The organism is Mucilaginibacter conchicola (genome assembly GCF_003432115.1).
Taxonomy (GTDB): Bacteria; Bacteroidota; Bacteroidia; order Sphingobacteriales; family Sphingobacteriaceae; genus Mucilaginibacter; species Mucilaginibacter conchicola.
This window is the reverse complement of the sequence record NZ_QWDC01000003.1, coordinates 281170-295773: the sequence shown is the minus strand read 5'-3', so window position 1 is coordinate 295773 and position 14604 is coordinate 281170. Positions and strand designations below refer to the sequence as shown.

The following is a 14604-nucleotide window of genomic DNA, read 5'->3' as shown; positions in this document are numbered from 1 at the left end:
GCAGTCTTTTTAAACTGAGGCTTTTTCGGGTTTGGCCAGGGCTTCCTAATTCAACATCGGGTTTTCAGGGAAATTAGCGATATGTGCATAGCGCTGACCAAGGCCTATCACCACTTCGCGCCATAGGTTTTGTTCGTTATTGCTAAAAATGCTATCGGCTTCAAAGTTGTTGGCTACTATCCATGAGTCTTCGCGCAGTTCCTCGTCCAGTTGGCTGGGTGTCCAGCCGCTGTAACCGGTAAAGAATTTTATCTCGTCTTCGGTTAATTGATAATTGGTGATCAGGTCTTTTATCTGGTCAAAATCTCCGCCCCAGTAAATGCCGTCCCATATCTCAATGCCATTGTCAATCTTATCGGGGCAACGGTGTATATAATGCAGGGTGTTAGCCGCAACTGGGCCACCCGCATAAACCGGGATCTCCGAGTATGAAACATCGGGCAAAATATCGCCCAGCATCATTTCTGTTTGGTGGTTAAGCACAAAACCCATTGCACCAGCTTCAGAATATTCGGTAAGCAGGATAACTGATCTTTTAAAATTAGGATCAGACATAAAAGGTTCAGATATCAGTAAGCGGCCTGCAGCAGGTGCGATAGGACTTAGCATAAGGTTAACTATTTATTATTTAAACGCTAAATGTAAAAATATGTTCGTTGGCATATTAAAAACCAACTGTTGTCTTATTTACGGTTTAATTAATTTGTAAGTTTGCGCTGATGGAGCAAAAAGATATAGAAAATTTAAGACAGGATTACGCAGCGGCTTCGCTTAGCGAAAAAGATGTGGATGCCAACCCTATAAAACAGTTCGACAAATGGTTTAACGATGCCATTAACGCCAAGGTACATGAGCCTAACGCCATGACCCTGGCTACCGCCACAACTGATGGCCGCCCTTCGGCAAGAATTGTGCTGTTGAAAGGTTTCAGTGATGATGGCTTTAAATTTTACACCAACTACCTTAGCCGTAAAGGTAAGGAGCTGGCTAAAAACCCCAATGCTGCCCTTGTATTTTTCTGGGGCGATATGGAGCGCCAGATCCGTATTGAAGGCACCATCGAGAAGTTGGATAAATGGTATTCTGAAAAATACTTCCACTCGCGCCCTAAAGCCAGCCAGATAAGTGCCGTTGCCTCTCCGCAAAGCCGGGAGATAGAGAGCCGCGAAGCACTTGAAGAGCACATAGTGAAATTAGAAGCAGAATTTGGCGATGGCGAAATACCAAAACCATCGCACTGGGGCGGTTACATCGTAAAGCCGCGCATGATAGAGTTTTGGCAGGGCCGCCGCAGCCGCCTGCACGATAGGATAGTTTATAAAAAAGTTGATAACAAAAACTGGAAAATAGTACGCCTGGCTCCATGACCTTTGACGACATTAAAGATTTACTGGCGGCCAAATTTGGCAATGAAGTTATTATTGGCGAAGAGCGCACCGGCCTGCAGCCTGCGCTGCTGATACAGCCCGAAAGGATAGCCGATGTTTGCCTCGAGCTGCGCGATAACCCTAAAACCTACTTCGACCTGCTGAATTGTCTTAGCGGGGTTGATTATGGCACTGCCGCCAATCGCTTTGGTGTTGTTTACCAATTAACATCCATCCCGTATAATCTTACCATCACCCTAAAGGTGAGCATGGAGAACGACAGGAATGAATATAACCTGCCTACCTTCCCTACCGTATCGCACGTGTACGCCACTGCCGACTGGCACGAGCGTGAAACTTACGACCTGGTAGGGATCTTCTTTGAAGGTCACCCCGATCTGCGCCGTATTTTATTGCCTGATGATTGGGAAGGCTACCCGCTCCGCAAGGATTACGTTGCTACCGAATATTATAAAGGCATCAAGATAGATTACCCGGTGCAGCCTAAGGATAGTGCCGAGAAGATCGAGTACAAAATTGCAGAGGACAAAAACCCCAAATACAACGAAGCGCTAAAACGCTACGAACAAAAAATTGCCGACGCAGCTGTTGAGGACATGGTTTTAAACATGGGCCCGCAGCACCCCTCTACCCACGGTGTACTCCGTTTGGAGTTGATAACTGATGGTGAGATAGTAAAAGAAGTTATCCCCCATGTAGGTTACCTGCACCGCTGTTTTGAGAAACATGCCGAGGCACTTACCTACCAACAAACTATCCCGTTTACCGATAGGATGGATTACCTGGCATCAATGAACAACGCCCATGCATGGGTAATGGGTGCCGAAAAGATGTTGGGGATTGATAAAGATATCCCAAAACGTATCGAGTATATCCGCGTGCTGGTTTGTGAGATGAACCGTATTGCATCGCACCTGATAGCTATTGGTACTTACGGTATCGATATCGGTGCGTTTACGCCCTTCCTGTGGTGTTTCCGCGACCGTGAGCATATTATGGGCATGCTGGAGTGGGCATCGGGCTCGCGCATGCTGTATAACTACATCTGGGTAGGTGGTCTATTCTACGATCTGCCTGTTGGTTTTGAGGAGCGCTGCCGCGAGTTTATCGACTATTTTAAGCCTAAAATGGTTGAGCTTAATCAGCTTTTAACCGATAACCAGATCTTTATCAGCAGAACCGCCAACGTAGGCGTTTTGCCGCTTGATGTGGCCATTAACTATGGCTGTACCGGCCCTGTGCTGCGTGGCTCGGGCTTGCGTTATGACCTGCGCCGCATTGATGGCTACTCCGTTTACCCCGAGCTTGATTTTGAGGTACCGATAGGTGCGGGCGTTATGGGTACTACCGGCGATTGCTGGGACCGCTATAAGGTGCGTGTGGATGAGATAGATCAATCTGTCCGCATCATTGAGCAATGCCTTGACAGGCTCCAAAAAGAGCTTAAACGCACGCCGGATTTTGACCCGCGCGCAAAACTACCCCGCAAGCTTACCCCAAAAGCCCAGGACTACTACGCCCGCTGCGAAGGCACCAAAGGCGAACTGGGTTTCTACTTCATCCATGATAATGAACGGTCTGAGATCCCGTTCCGCGTAAAAGCCCGCGGGCCAAGCTACAATAACCTTTCTGTTGTCCCTGCCATTTCAAAAGGCGTAATGATAGCCGATGTGATCGCTATTATTGGCTCGATCGATTTTGTGTTGGGAGAAGTGGATAGGTAAGAGATTCAAGACTTTTAGAATCAGGAATCAAGATACTTTCTTACCATGTCATTGCGAGGAGCGACAGCAACGTGGCAATCTCATCCCATGTTTATAAACGCGAGGAGATTGCCGCGCTATCGCTCGCAATGACATAATTTTTAAGACCAAGAAAGAATTGTCATTTCGAACGAGGAACGAGGAGAAATCCTGTTATTGATGCTAAACTCATCGTTATTCTGGAATAACAAGATTTCTCGTCACCCCACAGCACAACCCCGCCCTTCTGTTCACTCGAAATGACACCTTTTTTTATTTGTCATTCTGAGCGAGAGCGACGAATCTGACCGCGTTTACCCCTTCATGCCATTTCGAACGAGCGACAGCGAGGAGAAATCTTCTACGTGGGTTACTTACAATGTAGAAGATTTCTCCTCACCCCATTTCACCCCCAGCCCTTCCGTTCGTTCGAAATGACATGGTGGAAAGAAACAGAATAATCAAGCCCATCCCTTAATCAATCAGAAAATCAACGTAATCCATCAATCATTAAAAATCAGCGGTCAAAAAATTAGCGGTCAAAGAAAAAGGGTGATACAAATTAATGCATCACCCTTTACATATGGGGATTGTTGATTTTGCTATTGGTTATACACCTTCACCATAAACACATAGTTGCGCAGTTTTTCTATCTGCTTAGTACGGCTTAAGTTTGCCATAGTGCTTTTGGTGTTAAGGTTAAGCGATTTGGTAAGTGAATCGGTGGGGATATTCTGGATAGCCTTTAACAGGTATTTTGATTTCACCGCAAATGCAGCTCCTGCCGTTTGGGTTTGTTTGCCATTTATTACGCCTATAACATTACCCTTATCATCAAGCAATGGGCCACCGCTATTACCAGGGTTAACCGGAATATAAACTTCATACTGAGTTGTATCACCACGGTAGCCAGATGCGCCAGTTAAGGCTCCCGGGCCATATCTAACATCATCACCAGGAAAGCCTAACGTATAAACTAACTCACCAAGATCGCTCTTAGATTTCTTGAAAGAGTAAGGCACCGGGCCAATATTTTTAAATGCAGGATCGTTTATTTGTAAGATGGCTACATCATAAGCAGGATCGGTATATACAACTTTGGTATGGAATGATGTACCCTCTGCATTTTGTACATACACACTATCAGCATCATTTACAACGTGGAAATTGGTAACTATGTAACCATTGCCGGTAAGTGCAAAACCTGTTCCCTTAAACTTAGCATTTATAGTAGGGCCGGGTTTCTTACCGTCTTCAATAATTTTATCGGTCTTATCGTCAAGTTGCTTTGTTCTGCCTTTTATCTGGTCAACTTCGCGTTTCAGTTGTAAGTACCTTGGGTCTTTATTACTCAGATCGCCGGTTGCAAATAGGGTAAGCAGTATAGCCAATATAGCTACCGAAGCTGCCACAGAAATTTTTGAGTGGTGATGGCGCCACATCTGTACTATCCATGAGGGGTGTGCCATCAGGTCTTCCTTCAGGGTGTGCACATCAATTTCTTCATGTATAGCGTTGAGGCGCGTTTCTAATTTTGCACGCTCGTTATATTGCTTTATTAGCGAAGTAAAGTCTTTATGCTCCGCCATTTTAGCATCAATAGAAGCATCTTTTTGGCGCAATACGTCAAAATCTTCACGCTCCTGCTGGGTCATCTCGCCGGCAAGGTAACGCTCAATTAAATCTATAAGTTGATTCTCTCTCATGACCACCACTCGTTTTTATTGCTGAAAGAATAATTTCTTCAGCCTTTGCAGACATTTATATTTCTGCGTTTTTGCATTATCGGCATTTGTATATCCAAACCTTTCGCATATATCCTGCATGCTGCGGTTGTGCATATAAAAATCTTCCATTATAGTTTTACAAGGCTCGCCCAATAATTTTAAGGCCTCGCCCATTTTGCTGAGTTGCAGGTCGCGCTCCTCGTGCTTGTCCACTTCCTCTTCTACCGGCAAAAACTCTTCAAAATCTTTGATATCGCTGCCGGCAAACCGGTTCATTTGTTTAAGCCTTTTTAGCCATAAACGCCTGCATACCGAGTAGATGTATGTTTTAAGCTTACTGCTCAGCTCAAAATCGCCCCGCTTTATTTTATTGTAAAGAACTATAATAGCTTCCTGGTATATATCCTTGGCTTCATCCTCATCGCCGTTATTATTAACAATAAGCTGTAAAACCATCGGAAAATAAGCCAGGTAAAGCTTTTTTAAAACACTATCAGAGTTATTCAGTATCCCTATGATCACTTCACTATCTGACGGTATTTCCACATTTAACTGATTATTCACTCTTTAATACTTTTTATATCGAATTGTAACCCAATAAAATCAAAAAAATTTACAGCAGCAATTTGGGGTAGATAAAAAGTATTTACTATCCCCCTTCATTTAGCCATAGCCTGTAAAGGTAACAATTAAGCGGGAGTCCGAAGTCCGAAGTCCGAAGTCCGAAGTCCGAAGTCCGAAGTCCGAAGTCCGAAGTCCGAAGTCCGAAGTCCGAAGTCCGAAGTCCGAAGTCCGAAGTCCGAAGTCCGAAGTCCGAAGTCCGAAGTCCGAAGTCCGAAGTCCGAAGTCCGAAGTCCGAAGTCCGAAGTCCGAAGTCCGAAGTCCGAAGTCCGAAGTCCGAAGTCCGAAGTCCGAAGTCCGAAGTCCGAAGTCCGAAGTCCGAAGTCCGAAGTCCGAAGTCCGAAGTCCGAAGTCCGAAGTCCGAAGTCCGAAGTCCGAAGTCCGAAGTCCGAAGTCCGAAGTCCGAAGTCCGAAGTCCGAAGTCCGAAGTCCGAAGTCCGAAGTCCGAAGTCCGAAGTCCGAAGTCCGAAGTCCGAAGTCCGAAGTCCGAAGTCCGAAGTCCGAAGTCCGAAGTCCGAAGTCCGAAGTCCGAAGTCCGAAGTCCGAAGTCCGAAGTCCGAAGTCCGAAGTCCGAAGTCCGAAGTCCGAAGTCCGAAGTCCGAAGTCCGAAGTCCGAAGTCCGAAGTCCGAAGTCCGAAGTCCGAAGTCCGAAGTCCGAAGTCCGAAGTCCGAAGTCCGAAGTCCGAAGTCCGAAGTCCGAAGTCCGAAGTCCGAAGTCCGAAGTCCGAAGTCCGAAGTCCGAAGTCCGAAAGTTAGCCCCATTCCAACTTTTGACTTTTTAATTTTGACTTTTGACTTAACAAAAGGGTTACCTTTTTATACATCCGGCTATTAATACCAAAAACAAACTAAAACAAAACACAATGAAAACAACATTTAAACTGGCATTTGTGGCTTTAGCCATTGCTATAACCGCAGCAGCCTGCGACCCTGCCAAGAAAACAACTACTGAAGGTGACGACTCTACTACCGTTGTTGACAGCACTAAAAAGGATACCACGGTAAAGGTTGATACTATTAAGGCAGATAGCACCAAAAAAGATTCTGTAAAAAAATAATTTTTTTTGTGGGTTACCTTTTTAAAAAGCGGGTATTAACCAGTACAAAGAATAAGATACTTACAAATAATTAAAACGAAAACAAGATGAAAAATTCATTCAAAGTTGCTTTTTTAGCTGCTGCTATCGCAGTTTCTGCTGCTGCATGTAAAGGTTCTGGTTCAGCTGGTGCTGATTCAACTGCTACTGACACTACAGTTAAAGTTGATTCTACAGTTAAAGTTGACTCAACTGTTAAAGTTGATTCTACTGCTGTTGACACTACTAAAAAAGACACAACTAAAAAATAATTTAACCTACACAGGTTAAATACTAAAAAATTACATTGTTAATTTTTTAAGTTTTTTAAGTTTCAAAAAAAAGGTAACCTACATGGGTTACCTTTTTTGTTTTTGGGTATTAATGCTTGAAAAACTATTAAATCACTTAAAAAACAAAAACAATGAAAAATTCATTCAAAGTTGCTTTCTTAGCTTTAGCTATCGCTGTTTCAGCTGCTGCTTGTAAAGGTTCTGGTTCTGCATCTTCAGCTGATTCTGCTGCTGATACTACCAAAATGGACACTACTGCTAAAATGGACACTACAGTTAAAGCTGATTCAGCTGCTGCTGACACTACTAAAAAAGATACTACTAAAAAAATGTAATATCGCTTTTAGCAATAAAAAAGCCCCTTGGTTTGCCACGGGGCTTTTTTATTGCCTTTATATTTTTAAAACAATGCCCCACAACTTTGTTTATTGCTTAAGCTACACCTATGAAATACGCCGACTGGAATAAACTTACCCCTCAAGAAAAACGCAGCACCCATTGGAAACATCACCCGCACATGCGCACTGCAACAGTGTTTACATTACTTGCAGCTTTCTTTTTTGCAGTATTTATGTTGCGCGTTTTTCAGAACAAGCGTGTGCACGTTAACCGTAAACCAAACGCCAGAGAAGCTTACGAGACAGCTAAGCATTTTGTGAACGACAGGCTTTTATTACCGGAAACATCGGTATTCCCCAAAAGCGATTTTACAGCTGATATTGATACAGCAAAAAACATCTATTATATCCAATCAACTGTAAATGCACAGGATAGCAGTGGTAAAACTGTGAAAAGCTTATGGGAAGCGCGCCTCTCCTACCAGGGCGGCGACTGGGCCGACCGCAAAAGCTGGCGGGTTATGGATCTTAAAATTACCACGGCAAAATAATTAAAATAAAAAGCCTCTCAGATTTTCTCTAAGAGGCTTTTTATTTGGTGTGATATTATGATCTTCCTCTGAATGCTGATATGATCCAGATGATGATAATTAACACTACGATTACGGAGATGACGCCAACAGCGGCACCGGCTTTAAAAATACCGCCGATAACTTCGCACCCGCTAAAGGTAAAAACCAATAACGCGAGCGCTAATAAATGCATTTTTTTCATGGTAGATGATTGTAAAGATTTATGATAATTTTCATTTACAATAATCAGACCACGCAGCAATAATGCTTTAAATGCCCTTATTCTTCAATTTCTGCCTGTTCTGCAGGTAAAAATTGTACGGCAATTAATACAATAGCAATGGCGGCCAGGCTCATTGGCACAAGTACTTCTACAGCTGATAACAAAAGTTCCATAGCAAATTATTTAGGGGGTTAATAATTAAAACTAAAATTTAATTTGTCGCCATCTCAAATCTGCAATTAATCATAGGGTTCACTAATCTATTAATAGTTTTTCTTAAAAAGCAATAAATGTTGATAACTTTATAAAAAAGTGAGCAAAGTGGATAACCTTAAACCAAACCTGGTGTAAAATCGGTTTTTTGCGTTGTAATGATAAAGTTTATGCTAATTTCAGCGCCATGAAATCTACCCTGCTCTCCGCTTCAAATGTAAATGTCAGGTTCCCGGGCAACCAGTTATTCAACAGTCTTAATTTTCAGTTACAAAATAACAAGCATTGGGCAATAACCGGCAAGAGCGGTGCAGGTAAAAGCATATTATTACAAGTATTGGCGGGCAACATTGGCCTTAACGGTGGTAGTATCGAATATCATTTTCTTGAAAACATTAATAAAGAGGGGCAACCGGTTAATCCGCAGCAATTTATTGCATTTGCCGGCTCAAAGCATCATTTTAAAAACCTATCTAATACAGCTGATCTTTATTACCAACAGCGCTTCAACTCTTCAGATTCGGAAGATGCCCTCGTGGTGCGTGATTACTTGCAGATGGTAAAAATAAACCGGCATAAGCCATCTTACTGGACCATCGACAAAGCTATCGATGCGCTTAATCTCACACATCTGGCCGATAAGCAGATCATCAAACTATCAAACGGCGAAACAAAACGCCTCATGATAGCCGCCGCACTCATTAAAAACCCGCTGATATTATTGCTTGATAACCCCATGACGGGTCTTGATGTAAATACCCGCGCCTATTTCAATAAACTATTTATTGATATCGCAGCATCGGGTATTAACATTATTATGGCTACATCGCCACGGGAACTGCCTGATGTTATAACCGATGTTGTAGTGTTAGAGAACGGAGAAATTAAAACATCATCTGATAAAGCAACTTTTATTGCCGAAGATTACGCCACAGAACCTGAGATAACAATTGATACGGATGCATTAACCAAACTTACCGCCGGTAACGCCGCTGCACATACGTACAGCAAAATTGTTGACATGAGGAACGTCCACATTCAATATGGCGACAAGGTGATACTTGATGGTATAAACTGGCAAATAAACCCCGGCGAGCGCTGGGCATTACTGGGACCGAACGGCGCGGGCAAGTCTACATTATTAAGTTTGATAAACGGCGATAACCCACAGGCTTATGCTAATGACATCGTATTGTTTGACCGTAAACGCGGATCGGGCGAGAGTATCTGGGATATCAAAAGTAAAATAGGCTTTGTATCGCCCGAGTTGTATCAGTACTTCCCTACTGATAATTCATGTCTGCAGGTGATTGAAAGTGGTTATTATGATACGTTAGGCCTTTTCCGCCCCAGCGTAAAATCACGCGCCGATCTGGCTTTGGAATGGATGAAGGCTTTAGAGATAGATAAATATGCCCGCCATCTGCTGAAAAATATACCGGCCAGTGCGCAACGCCTTTGCCTGCTTGCCCGTGCGCTTATCAAAAACCCTGCGCTCCTGATATTTGATGAACCTTGCCAGGGCCTTGATGATCATCAGCAGCAACACTTTAAAGCTGTTACCGATGCCGTTTGCCGGATAAGCAATGTAACGCTCATCTACGTAACCCATTACCAGCACGAGATACCGGATAGCGTGAGCAAGGTATTGAAGTTGGAAAAGGGAAAAACCATCTAAACTCGAATTAAAAGAATTTAGAGAATTGACAGAATTGAATGAGAAAACTCCTCTAATTCTGTTAATTCCAAAAATTCGGGTTTAGATACTTACATTAGGGTATGAAAATCAACCTATTCCTGCTGTCACTTATTTTCGTTTGGGCTAAAGTAAATGCACAAGACTATGCTATCATCAGCGCAAAAGATGGTTACGTTAATTTACGGGAAGAGCCTACTACTAATGCACCCATTGTAACTAAACTAAATAACGGAGAGTTTGTATTTTTTGACCCCGAAGAAGGTAAACCCAATTGGATAAGTGCTTACACTAAGGATCATTTAAGAGGCTTTATAAACCAAAGCGGGATAAAATTGGTAGACCATCTACCTGCCGTAAAAAGGAAACATTTCTTTAAAAACGGCTGTATTATTTATAATGACAGCATCAGGGTAACCATTATTTCTAAAGCATTTGATCCTAAAAAACATAACTTAACTTACTACAAAGATGAGAAGGGAAAGATAGTTTACCATACCGGTGATAAAATAGATGGACATGGAATTTGGGGAACAGACGGAGACACACCCAAAATGGAATTTGTATCTATAGATGTCACCATTGCAGGCAAGCACATCTCTATCCCCAAAAATGCACTTAAAGACCTTTATGAACCTAATTATGAATTTACGCGCGTTTACAAGGCGGGGCAAGGCGTTATTTATATCAAAATGACCAACGGTGATGGCGCCGGTGGTTACACCGTAATATTCACTATTAAAAACGGAAAATATATAAATCGTTATACCGATAATACCGCAGCATAGCAATTTGTCAACCCAATACCACCTTTCGCCCTTAACCTTTCGCCTTTCACCTCACACAGCGTATATTTGTAGGTATGAATACAGCGGATCTGTTGCAGCGTGCTTTGGCCTTTGATTTTTTGAGCATTGAGGAAGGTGTTTACCTTTACCACAACGCCCCCACTGCTGATTTAATGAACGTAGCCAATCAGCTGCGTAAAATACAGGTGCCGCATGGCAAAGTTACCTGGCAGATAGACCGTAACGTTAACACCACCAACGTATGTATTGCCAACTGTAAGTTCTGTAACTTCTTCCGTCGCCCGGGGCACGATGAAAGCTACATCACCGATATTGAAACCTACAAACGCAAGATAGAGGAAACCTTCCGTTATGGCGGCGACCAATTGCTGTTGCAAGGCGGCCACCACCCCGATCTTGGTCTGGAGTTTTATACCACGCTGTTCCGCCAACTGAAAGACCTTTATCCTAAGCTTAAACTGCACTCTTTAGGCCCGCCGGAGATAGCGCACGTAGCCAAGCTGGAAAACATGAGCCATATTGATGTGCTCAGTGCCATGAAAGAGGCCGGTTTAGATTCATTACCTGGAGCAGGTGCTGAGATACTGAACGATCGCGTTCGTCGACTGATATCAAAAGGTAAATGTGGTGGTAAAGAGTGGCTGGATGTTATGCGTGCAGCACACCAGATAAACCTGCCTACATCAGCTACCATGATGTTTGGCCATATCGAAACTATCGAGGAGCGCTTTGAGCACCTGGTTTGGATCCGCGAGGTACAATCAGAAAAACCTGAGGGTAACCACGGCTTCATCGCCTTTATCCCATGGCCGTTCCAGGATGATGGTACGCTGCTGAGAAAAGTACGCGGCATTACCAACAACGTAACCGGCGATGAGTACATCCGCATGATAGCTTTAAGCCGCATTATGCTGCCAAATGTTAAAAATATACAAGCATCATGGCTAACCGTAGGCAAACAGGTTGCACAACTTTGTTTACATGCCGGCGCTAATGATTTTGGGTCGATAATGATCGAAGAAAACGTAGTATCTGCCGCTGGTGCACCACACCGTTTCACGGCCAAAGGTATCCAGGATTCTATTCGCGAAGCCGGCTTTGAGCCGCAGCTTCGTACCCAAAAATACGATTGGCGAGAAATGCCTGCTGAGATTGAAGAGCAGGTGATAGATTATTAAGAAGTCGGAAATCCGCAGTATTTAGTCTGAAGTCACTCATAACTTTTGTTGGTACCCTCACAAAAAAAACTTAGCGCGTTATTGCGAGGAACGAAACAATCTCTTTAAGCATTTCACGTATGCAAGGCGTATAATTGTCCTGAAGAGATTCCTTCGTTCCTCGCAATGAGGTACTTTTTAATAGGCTTTTTTACTATTTTCACCCCGCGTTGACTTTTAACCTTCAACTTCAGACTTTCAACTCTAAAAAGTGCAAAACATCGAACAATATATTGAAGCTTTGATCTTTGCTTCGGAACAGGGCATCCGTACCGAAGAGATCATTTACTGCCTGCAGGCCAGCTTTGAGCGCGATTTTACGAGCGAGGAAATTGAGGGCTACATCACAGCCATCACTCAAAAATACCAGCAGGATGCCTTTGCTATTGAGGTGGTGAAGATCAACAACGGGTATCAGTTCCTTACCAAAAAGGATTACCATGCGGTAGTGAGTTTGCTGCAGATACAGCGTTCAAAAAAGAAGCTGAGCCAGGCAGCATTAGAAACTTTGGCCATCATTGCCTACAAGCAACCCGTTACCAAAACCGATGTGGAGCAGATCCGCGGGGTTAACTGCGATTATTCTATACAAAAACTATTGGAAAAGGAGTTAATTGCCATTACAGGCAAGTCTGAGGCTATCGGAAAACCCATTTTATACGGCACCAGCAGCATGTTTATGGATTATTTTGGCATTAACGATATCAGCGAACTCCCTCAGCTTAAAGAGATTAGCAACGAGGAATCGACCATTGGCGAGCAAACAGAATAAATTTAAAAATCATTTTTATTAAATCGGTTTTTAGTTATTTTTACTCTCAACAACGCCGGTTTACACAGCAGCGTTGAGAACAATAAACAGACAATTCAAAAAGTTTTAAAACGTAAAACCTTTTAAGATGGCAACTCCGAAAAAACCTTCTACAAAAAAAATTAGCGAAGAGGACGATGACGATTTTGATGATGAACCAACATCAGGAAAAAAAGTTGTTGACGAAGATGATGATTACGATGAGGACACGCCATTAGATGATGATCTGGGTGGTTTTGATTCTTACGATCCATACGACGACGAAGACGACGATTAATTTATCGTAACCTCTTTATAACAAAAAGCATCCTGCCATAACGCGGGGTGCTTTTTTTGTATCTTGCCCGCGCACCTCTATGAACATTACCCAAGTAAAAAGCAAAGCCGATAAAACCGCATTTTTAGATGTAGCCCGCATCATCTACAAGAACGATCCTAACTGGGTTTGCCCACTGGATAATGATGTGGAAGCCGTTTTTGACCCTGCCCGAAACAACTTTCATACCCATGGCCGTGCCACGCGCTGGATCTTGAGGAACAATGCCGGCAAACCAATTGGCCGCATAGCTGCTTTTGTGAACGATGAAAAGGCTTATAACTACGAGCAACCTACCGGTGGCTGTGGTTTTTTTGAATGTATTGATGATAAAGCTGCGGCTTTTTTTTTGTTCGATACAGCAAAACAATGGCTGCAACAACAAGGCATGCAGGCAATGGATGGGCCAATCAATTTCGGCGAGAATGATAATTTCTGGGGATTGTTGGTTGAGGGTTTTACGCCGCCATCTTACGGCATGAACTACCACCTGCCCTACTACCACGCTTTTTTTAAGGATTACGGCTTCGAAACCTTATATGAGCAGATCACCAATCATTTGGATGTGCACAAACCTTTCTCAGAGCGCTTTACCAAAATAGCCAATTGGGTGATGAACAAGCCAGGCTATACTTTTGAGCACTACAAAGCATCGCAGCTGGAAAAGTTCGCAGCCGATTTTATAGAGATCTACAACGATGGCTGGCAGGATTTTGAAAACTTTGTGCCCATAAACCACGCCACCATTATGGAGAGCCTTAAGCAAATGAAGGCCATAATGGATGAGAGGCTAATATGGTTTGCCTATGTTGACGGCGAACCGGCCTCATTCATCGTGATATTGCCCGATGCTAACCAAATGATAAAACCACTGAACGGTAAGCTAAACCTGTGGGGCAAACTGCAATTTGTTTACCGCAAATGGCGTGGCGTTAGCCGCATGCGGGCAATAGTTATGGGTACGAAGCAGAAGTTCCAGAAACATGGGCTGGAATCGTGCCTGTTTATTAAGTTGAAAGAATACGTTTTACCGCTACAGCAGTATGACGAACTTGAGCTTTCATGGGTGGGCGATTTTAACGCCAAAATGTTAGCTATTCACGAAGCCGTGGGAGCAACCTTCGGGAAAAAACACCTTACCATGCGCTGTAAATTTTAATAAGCCCCGGGGGGATAGGGCCTCTTAAAATTATGCTGTAACTTTCTTGTGTCTTAGTTCTTCGAACAGTTCGATAACTTTTTTCTGCAGATCAATCACCTCAGTTTCGCGATCCATCAGTTTCTTGTTAACGCTTTCCAGTTCACTCGCCATTTTTTGGTCTTGCTCAGTTTCGTTGTAAGTAAGAAGTTGTACTACAGACATTTCAAACAATACAGCGATCTGCTCTAAGCGAGATAAGTTGATATCAGTGATACCAGTTTCAATTTTAGAAAAAGCCGGAATAGAGATATCTAAACGTTTAGCAACTTCTTCCTGGCTCCATCCTTTTTGGTGGCGCAATAACCGAATTTTTTTTCCAAGTGTCTTCATATAAGTTAATTAGGTAAGGTTTCTCAATAGT

At 43.2% G+C, this 14604-nt stretch carries 18 protein-coding genes and 1 pseudogene; 14 read left to right on the top strand and 5 right to left on the bottom strand.

The genetic code is table 11. The features are described 5' to 3' along the window. Positions 1-45 precede the first annotated feature (45 nt). A complete protein-coding gene (locus D0C36_RS17945; protein ID WP_117393037.1) occupies positions 46-609 on the bottom strand; it encodes a YqgE/AlgH family protein in 564 nt (187 codons plus the stop codon). Between the two features lie 110 nt (positions 610-719). Between D0C36_RS17945 and pdxH the strand changes: the two genes are divergently transcribed. From pdxH to D0C36_RS17935, 3 genes and pseudogenes are all read left to right on the top strand, one after another. Then, positions 720-1367 (top strand): pyridoxamine 5'-phosphate oxidase, encoded by a 648-nt coding sequence (pdxH, locus tag D0C36_RS17940; RefSeq protein ID WP_117393036.1) that lies wholly within the window; start codon positions 720-722, stop codon positions 1365-1367. Next, positions 1364-1825: pseudogene (locus D0C36_RS24700) on the top strand (NADH-quinone oxidoreductase subunit C); the annotation flags it as partial. The gene pdxH and the pseudogene D0C36_RS24700, both read left to right, overlap by 4 nt. 159 nt (positions 1826-1984) lie before the next feature. Then, on the top strand, positions 1985-3112 hold the full coding sequence (locus D0C36_RS17935; RefSeq protein ID WP_233524538.1) for an NADH-quinone oxidoreductase subunit D: 1128 nt from the start codon (positions 1985-1987) through the stop codon (positions 3110-3112). Positions 3113-3732: 620 nt separating this feature from the next. Here the strand turns inward: D0C36_RS17935 and D0C36_RS17930 are convergent. Further along, positions 3733-4836, bottom strand: coding sequence for a S1C family serine protease (locus D0C36_RS17930; RefSeq protein ID WP_117393034.1), 1104 nt, complete (start codon positions 4834-4836; stop codon positions 3733-3735). Between the two features lie 15 nt (positions 4837-4851). Next, positions 4852-5421 carry an RNA polymerase sigma factor gene (locus D0C36_RS17925; RefSeq protein WP_117393033.1) on the bottom strand — a complete coding sequence of 190 codons (570 nt, stop codon included), beginning with the start codon at positions 5419-5421 and terminating at the stop codon, positions 4852-4854. A gap of 124 nt (positions 5422-5545) precedes the next feature. On the opposite strand from D0C36_RS17925, the gene D0C36_RS24980 reads away from it, so the two are divergent. The 5 genes from D0C36_RS24980 to D0C36_RS17900 all read left to right on the top strand — a co-directional run bounded on the left by D0C36_RS24980 (position 5546) and on the right by D0C36_RS17900 (position 7736). Then, the gene (locus D0C36_RS24980; protein ID WP_117393608.1) at positions 5546-6313 is read left to right on the top strand and encodes a hypothetical protein; all 768 of its coding nucleotides are present in this window, start codon (positions 5546-5548) and stop codon (positions 6311-6313) included. Between the two features lie 28 nt (positions 6314-6341). Next, the gene (locus tag D0C36_RS17915; protein WP_117393032.1) at positions 6342-6536 is read left to right on the top strand and encodes a hypothetical protein; all 195 of its coding nucleotides are present in this window, start codon (positions 6342-6344) and stop codon (positions 6534-6536) included. Between the two features lie 86 nt (positions 6537-6622). Next, the gene (locus tag D0C36_RS17910; RefSeq protein WP_117393031.1) at positions 6623-6826 is read left to right on the top strand and encodes a hypothetical protein; all 204 of its coding nucleotides are present in this window, start codon (positions 6623-6625) and stop codon (positions 6824-6826) included. A gap of 152 nt (positions 6827-6978) precedes the next feature. Further along, positions 6979-7182 (top strand): hypothetical protein, encoded by a 204-nt coding sequence (locus D0C36_RS17905; protein WP_117393030.1) that lies wholly within the window; start codon positions 6979-6981, stop codon positions 7180-7182. Positions 7183-7292: 110 nt separating this feature from the next. Continuing rightward, positions 7293-7736, top strand: coding sequence for a hypothetical protein (locus D0C36_RS17900; RefSeq protein ID WP_117393029.1), 444 nt, complete (start codon positions 7293-7295; stop codon positions 7734-7736). 55 nt (positions 7737-7791) lie between these two features. Here D0C36_RS17900 and D0C36_RS17895 read toward each other — a convergent pair whose 3' ends face one another. Further along, entirely contained in the window at positions 7792-7959 is a 168-nt protein-coding gene (locus D0C36_RS17895; RefSeq protein ID WP_117393607.1) for a phosphatidate cytidylyltransferase, read from the bottom strand. Positions 7960-8380: 421 nt separating this feature from the next. Between D0C36_RS17895 and D0C36_RS17890 the strand changes: the two genes are divergently transcribed. The 6 genes from D0C36_RS17890 to D0C36_RS17865 all read left to right on the top strand — a co-directional run bounded on the left by D0C36_RS17890 (position 8381) and on the right by D0C36_RS17865 (position 14201). Further along, entirely contained in the window at positions 8381-9871 is a 1491-nt protein-coding gene (locus tag D0C36_RS17890; RefSeq protein WP_117393028.1) for an ATP-binding cassette domain-containing protein, read from the top strand. Between the two features lie 101 nt (positions 9872-9972). Next, positions 9973-10677 carry an SH3 domain-containing protein gene (locus tag D0C36_RS17885; protein ID WP_117393027.1) on the top strand — a complete coding sequence of 235 codons (705 nt, stop codon included), beginning with the start codon at positions 9973-9975 and terminating at the stop codon, positions 10675-10677. Between the two features lie 74 nt (positions 10678-10751). Then, positions 10752-11876 carry a cyclic dehypoxanthinyl futalosine synthase gene (gene mqnC / locus D0C36_RS17880; RefSeq protein ID WP_117393026.1) on the top strand — a complete coding sequence of 375 codons (1125 nt, stop codon included), beginning with the start codon at positions 10752-10754 and terminating at the stop codon, positions 11874-11876. Positions 11877-12126: 250 nt separating this feature from the next. Further along, positions 12127-12687 carry an SMC-Scp complex subunit ScpB gene (gene scpB / locus D0C36_RS17875; protein ID WP_117393025.1) on the top strand — a complete coding sequence of 187 codons (561 nt, stop codon included), beginning with the start codon at positions 12127-12129 and terminating at the stop codon, positions 12685-12687. A 127-nt stretch (positions 12688-12814) separates the two neighbouring features. Continuing rightward, positions 12815-13003 (top strand): hypothetical protein, encoded by a 189-nt coding sequence (locus D0C36_RS17870; RefSeq protein WP_117393024.1) that lies wholly within the window; start codon positions 12815-12817, stop codon positions 13001-13003. 79 nt (positions 13004-13082) lie between these two features. Continuing rightward, a complete protein-coding gene (locus D0C36_RS17865; RefSeq protein ID WP_117393023.1) occupies positions 13083-14201 on the top strand; it encodes a GNAT family N-acetyltransferase in 1119 nt (372 codons plus the stop codon). Between the two features lie 30 nt (positions 14202-14231). Here the strand turns inward: D0C36_RS17865 and D0C36_RS17860 are convergent, their stop codons facing one another. Then, on the bottom strand, positions 14232-14573 hold the full coding sequence (locus D0C36_RS17860) for a helix-turn-helix domain-containing protein (protein ID WP_117393022.1): 342 nt from the start codon (positions 14571-14573) through the stop codon (positions 14232-14234). Positions 14574-14604 lie beyond the last annotated feature (31 nt).